Source organism: Vibrio sp. S9_S30, assembly GCF_014694455.1.
In the GTDB taxonomy this organism is placed as follows: domain Bacteria; phylum Pseudomonadota; class Gammaproteobacteria; order Enterobacterales; family Vibrionaceae; genus Vibrio.
The window spans coordinates 1-4,781 of record NZ_JAAUWT010000049.1; the positions used below are offsets into that span (position 1 = coordinate 1).

A 4,781-nucleotide genomic window follows, 5' to 3' on the forward strand; every position below is an offset into this window, starting at 1 on the left:
GGATTGCTAGTATGAAGCATGAGAGTTACCTCTTATTGTCTTTGATTAGTGATTAAGCACCTTTAATCAAAGTGGGTAACTCTCTTCTTTTCAAATTGAAGTGTCAGATCTAGTCGGAACTAATACATTTAATTTATTCAACCTCTTTCATTCTAACGCCAGCTTAAGCAGCAGCCAACCGCTACACTGCTCAAACTGACCAACGTAATCACAAAACTTCATCCAAACCAAAAATGCCAAATGTTGGCTGTCGGCTTGAAGCTTTTGTTAACTGAATTTAATATGTTCGAACACTAAATGTCTTTACTGGCTCCGGATAAGAATCGTCATTATCACATCGATGTGCGTACTCGCGGTTATATACATCAACTGCTAACCCCGTTGTATCATTAAATACGGTAACACTACAGTAGTTTGTTAGATGATGCTTTACCGTATAGTTTGTATTCTCCTCAACATTAAAACTAAACAAGCTTTCACATCTAACCATACCAGTACTCCTTTCTCCTTTTTGCCAACTGAGCAAAATTGTAACCATTTCATTCGATGGGACTTTTAGCGCTTTATTCTCCAGAGAGCCTACATCAACTGTCATTGGTGTCTTACAATTGGCGTTATCTCTATAGATATCAATACTATATTCCCCACTATTCGAAAATACTTCTTGAAGCAGCTTCTTTTTCGTAGGATTTATATCAGGCTCATATTTAAATATAAAAGAACTTCTTACAAAAGATATCGAAGAACTAGAGTTTTCAGGCTCAGAGTAGGCTTGTTTGTTTTCTGTAGTACTAGCACAACCTGCTAGAGATAATATAAGTAATGTTGCATACACTTTCTTTTTGAACATAATCTGACTCACCATCTAATTTAGTTAACGCCAGCTTAAACCGCAGACAACGCACAAATCAAACCGCTGCATTGCACCTTAAACACTAAAACCGACGCATAGTAAAAATGTCACGCGTGCCGAATCGCTCTTAAATTGTTTGTTAGTTTGCGTGCCAAAGTGACACGGCGATTGCTTATTGCACACTTTAAGACCATAATACTCATGTGACATTTTGACACAACAGGAGATAACATTATGGCTACTACTTTGCCTCGCATCACCGCTAGAGTTGATGTCGACACACAAGATTTACTTAGCAAGGCTGCGGCTATCGCTGGCATGTCTAGTATAAACTCATTTGTTCTAAGCGCTGCAATCGAAAAAGCTAAACAAGTCATCGAACGTGAACAGGCTTTAAAACTGAACCAAGCTGATGCTATGTTGCTGATGGAAGCTTTAGACCGCCCTGCTACACAGAACTCAAAACTAAAAGCTGCTGCTGATCGATATGAGAGCAAAACTCAATGATGAATACGGTACTTCTAGATAAAGCTAAACACGATAGAAACCGATTCAACTGTGGTATCGAAGCTCTCAATAATTACTTAAAAGTAATGGCGAGTCAGCAAGCAAAAAAAGACAACACCAGAACGTTTGTTTTGGAAGATGATAACGACAACTCACATGTCATCGGCTTTTACACGCTAACAATGACACCAATTGACTTAAAGGCATTGCCTGATAAGTTACAAAAAAAGCACCAATCATCCGCCTCTGGCGGTCTGATTGCCCGCCTTGCTGTCGATGACCGATACAAAGGGAAAGGCTTTGGTGAATGGCTGCTTATCGACGCACTCAGAAAGCTATTAGCTGCTAGTGATAGCGTTGCATTTCCAGTGGTTATCGTTGACGCCAAAGACGGTGCGAAACACTTCTATGAACGCTATGGTTTTCAAGCATTTGAAGACGCTGAAAATAAACTCTTCATCACCATTGCTGATGTGAGAGCAAGCTTAGGCTAGTTAACCGCTAGCCTTTAGCAAACTAACGCCGAATTAAGCTGCCAAAAACGCACAAATGCTGTTTCTGCAAACCACCGTAAACACTAAACTCAACGCAAACTAAAAATGCCACGCGTTTTTGGTCTGCTTGAATTTTTTGTTATAACGCATCTTCCACTGAAGCTAACCACTTAGGAATATTAGCCCTATACCAGTTTATGTACTTTTCTTGCTCTGGGTTGTTTCGGCTATTTAAGATGTTTACGACTTCTATAACTATCCAGCACTTAGCGATAATGAGATGCTCAAGTAGCTCAGTTTTGGAGAGTGCTGGGTTGTGTTTGATGTATTGAGTAGCAATTTCCTTGTATTCAGCGATGCCACCAAGACCGCTAACTAGAGGAGCCAAATCAATAGCTGGGCTACCTTGACCAAAACGCTCCCAGTCGAACAACACTAGATCTCCGTTTTTTCGGGTTCCCCAGTTACCGTCATTGGTGTCACCAGATATCAGCGCCTTGTAATCAAAGATACTATCGGAGAATGACTGTATCCGTTTTATTGAGGATTCCGCAACATCGGGAAGATTCAATATTTTAAGGGCTTCGTCAGTAGCGAAGGCTGTCCATTCATGCTTCTTAACTTCAAAAGTAGGAGTGTATTCAGAACAATGAAGGGCTGCCAATTGAGAAAGCAAATCGGACTTAGTTCGTAAATCTTTGAGCAATATACGATTTGGAATATGTTCTATGTACAGATGGTTTCTGTCTATTTTTAACAATCTTGGAGTGTTTATCCCCATTAATTTCGGTGCAGCTGATTGGTAAAAATGTATCTCTACTTCCGATGCGCCTTGCTTAAGCACACAGTTAACCCCGCCTAAAGTCTCAATAAATACTCTAGCAGAACCCATCTTTGATAAGTCTTGTTGTAAACATCCCTTTTTTAGTGGCACCCTAAATTAGAGTCTTCCGGCAATTTCAACTTAGCGAGATATTCCCATGGGGTCAGGTCATCTAGCGAGCTGTGGGGACGCTCATCGTTATATTCTCGAACCCAGCTTTCCGTTAGCTCACGTGCCTCTTTTAACGTTCTAAACACATACATGTTGAGTATTTCATCTCGATAGGTCCGGTTGAACCTTTCAACAAACGAGTTTTGTGTGGGCTTACCTGGTTGTATGAACTCAAGTTGTATGTCATGTTGCTCCGCCCATTCAGCTAAAGTCGTTGAGATAAACTCTGGACCATTGTCCATACGTAACTGACTTGGATAACCTCGCCAAGCGACGATACGCTCCAATACGCGGACAACTCTTTGAGCGGGAAGGCTCAAGTCAATTTCAATGGCTAGCGCTTCACGGTTAAAGTTATCGATAACATTGAACGTCCTGAAGCGTCTGCCACACATCAGTGAATCGCTCATGAAATCCATTGACCAGCATTGGTTGAGGGTATCTGGCACACATAAAGAAGCGGGCTCTCTTGTTGGTAATCGCTTCTTTCCTCGACGGCGTTTATTCAACTTCAGTTCGCAGTAGAGTCGATGGACACGCTTGTGGTTCCAGCGATACCCCCATCGTTTAAGCACTTTGAATAACATGCCAAAACCATAAGCGGGATAACGTTCAACGGCTTCTTGCAAGGCGGCAATCACAGGGGTATCTCGGTGCTTATCTGGTCGATAACGATAGACCGAGTCACTGATACCGACTAAACGACAAGCCCTACGCAGACTCACACAGTGACAATTCTTGACGTAATCCACCCACTCTCGCCGAATCGTGGGCTTTACAGCTTTTTTTCGACGATATCCTTAAGAATTTTATGGTCGAGGCTCAGTTCAGCAAACATTTGCTTCAGGCGTCGGTTTTCATCCTCAAGCTCCTTGAGTTGCTTCACGTCTGAGGCTTCCATGCCGCCGTACTTGGACTTCCAGTTGTAGTAAGTGGCATCTGAGATGCCATACTCTCGGCAGACCTCTTTGACCAACCTGCCAGCCTCAACTTCTTTCAGAATCTTGACGATTTGCGTTTCTGTATAGCGTGACTTTTTCATCAGCGTTCTCCATTTGGTTTAGTTTAAACCGAAGAACTCTAATTCTAAATGTCCCTAGTTTAGGGGATGATTACAATATGCTTCAACTGCTGCTGAATACTTGAGTGACGTTGATACTGACTGATTATAATCCCCTATATTCACTGCATCACTTGTACAATCCCATGTTGAGCCATATGGATTAGGCTCAGAGACTCTAGTTACAATTAAATTCACTTTATTGGTCGTAACTACAACTACTTTAATGGTTGTAGTCCAGTTGATTACTTGGGCATTGGCCAAGCATGGAACTAGAAGCCCAGCAAGCAATATCGACAAAAATTTTTTCATAAAACCCTCTAACTTTCACATATAGGTAGGTATAACGCCCTGCCAAGGTGTGAGCAACTCAATACCGAGGCCGCCGCATACCGCCTTAAACACTAAAACCAACGCATAGTGAAAATGCTACGCGTTGCGAATCCCTCTTGAACAGTTTGTTATGTGCGTTTTAGCGTTCAGACCTTAGTTTTTCGTAATCACCAAAAGATATGTGTGAGAACTCGATCATGTCATTAATCATGATCCTAATATATAAGTCCAACTCATCAAATAAGTCACGTCGTTCAGAAGCTAGGTTTACTAGGCCCTCAAAACGCGCTCCTATATGAACAATCCTTGTTCTTAAACCAATTTGTTCGCCTGTATCCTCATCAATTTTTCCAGTTAAATATTCAAACCTATCAAGAATCCTTTTCCTTTCGGTAGGTTCTTTAGCCACACTTGGCTTTGTTGCGTAATTCATTGGAACTAAATCAAGAACCTACGATCTGATCAGCTACATTCACTTCACCTCGTAGCCCAATGCCTAAACCTTGTTACAAAACCACCAACTGGAAGCAATACAATCAA

General features: G+C 41.6%; 6 protein-coding genes. 2 read left to right on the forward strand and 4 right to left on the reverse strand.

Translation table 11 applies throughout. The annotated features are described in order from the left end of the window. Window positions 1-277: 277 nt before the first annotated feature. The gene (locus HC752_RS23450; protein WP_190337609.1) at window positions 278-850 is read right to left on the reverse strand and encodes a hypothetical protein; all 573 of its coding nucleotides are present in this window, start codon (window positions 848-850) and stop codon (window positions 278-280) included. A gap of 237 nt (window positions 851-1,087) precedes the next feature. On the opposite strand from HC752_RS23450, the gene HC752_RS23455 reads away from it, so the two are divergent. Together HC752_RS23455 and HC752_RS23460 are read left to right on the forward strand one after the other, a co-directional pair. Next, a complete protein-coding gene (locus HC752_RS23455) occupies window positions 1,088-1,360 on the forward strand; it encodes a type II toxin-antitoxin system TacA family antitoxin (RefSeq protein WP_190337610.1) in 273 nt (90 codons plus the stop codon). Further along, entirely contained in the window at window positions 1,357-1,854 is a 498-nt protein-coding gene (locus tag HC752_RS23460; RefSeq protein WP_190337611.1) for a GNAT family N-acetyltransferase, read from the forward strand. Before HC752_RS23455 ends, HC752_RS23460 begins: the two co-directional genes overlap by 4 nt. A gap of 139 nt (window positions 1,855-1,993) precedes the next feature. On the opposite strand, the gene HC752_RS23465 is transcribed toward HC752_RS23460, so the two are convergent. The 3 genes from HC752_RS23465 to HC752_RS23475 all read right to left on the reverse strand — a co-directional run bounded on the left by HC752_RS23465 (window position 1,994) and on the right by HC752_RS23475 (window position 4,674). Continuing rightward, window positions 1,994-2,746, reverse strand: a complete 753-nt coding sequence (locus HC752_RS23465) for a phosphotransferase family protein (protein ID WP_190337612.1) — start codon at window positions 2,744-2,746, stop codon at window positions 1,994-1,996. Window positions 2,747-2,778: 32 nt separating this feature from the next. Then, window positions 2,779-3,890 (reverse strand): IS3 family transposase gene (locus HC752_RS23470; RefSeq protein ID WP_238930614.1). Its coding sequence is split into 2 segments (ribosomal slippage): window positions 2,779-3,638 and window positions 3,638-3,890, totalling 1,113 coding nucleotides; the frame shifts between segments, so codons are not numbered across the junction. Between the two features lie 490 nt (window positions 3,891-4,380). Next, window positions 4,381-4,674, reverse strand: coding sequence for a hypothetical protein (locus HC752_RS23475; protein WP_190337613.1), 294 nt, complete (start codon window positions 4,672-4,674; stop codon window positions 4,381-4,383). Window positions 4,675-4,781 lie beyond the last annotated feature (107 nt).

Excerpts from the sequence above, each read along its gene's own strand:
- HC752_RS23475 (WP_190337613.1), bottom strand. The coding sequence starts at position 4,674 with ATGAATTACGCAACAAAGCCAAGTGTGGCTAAAGAACCTACCGAAAGG.
- HC752_RS23465 (WP_190337612.1), bottom strand. The coding sequence starts at position 2,746 with ATGGGTTCTGCTAGAGTATTTATTGAGACTTTAGGCGGGGTTAACTGT.
- HC752_RS23455 (WP_190337610.1), top strand. The coding sequence starts at position 1,088 with ATGGCTACTACTTTGCCTCGCATCACCGCTAGAGTTGATGTCGACACA.
- HC752_RS23460 (WP_190337611.1), top strand. The coding sequence starts at position 1,357 with ATGATGAATACGGTACTTCTAGATAAAGCTAAACACGATAGAAACCGA.
- HC752_RS23450 (WP_190337609.1), bottom strand. The coding sequence starts at position 850 with ATGTTCAAAAAGAAAGTGTATGCAACATTACTTATATTATCTCTAGCA.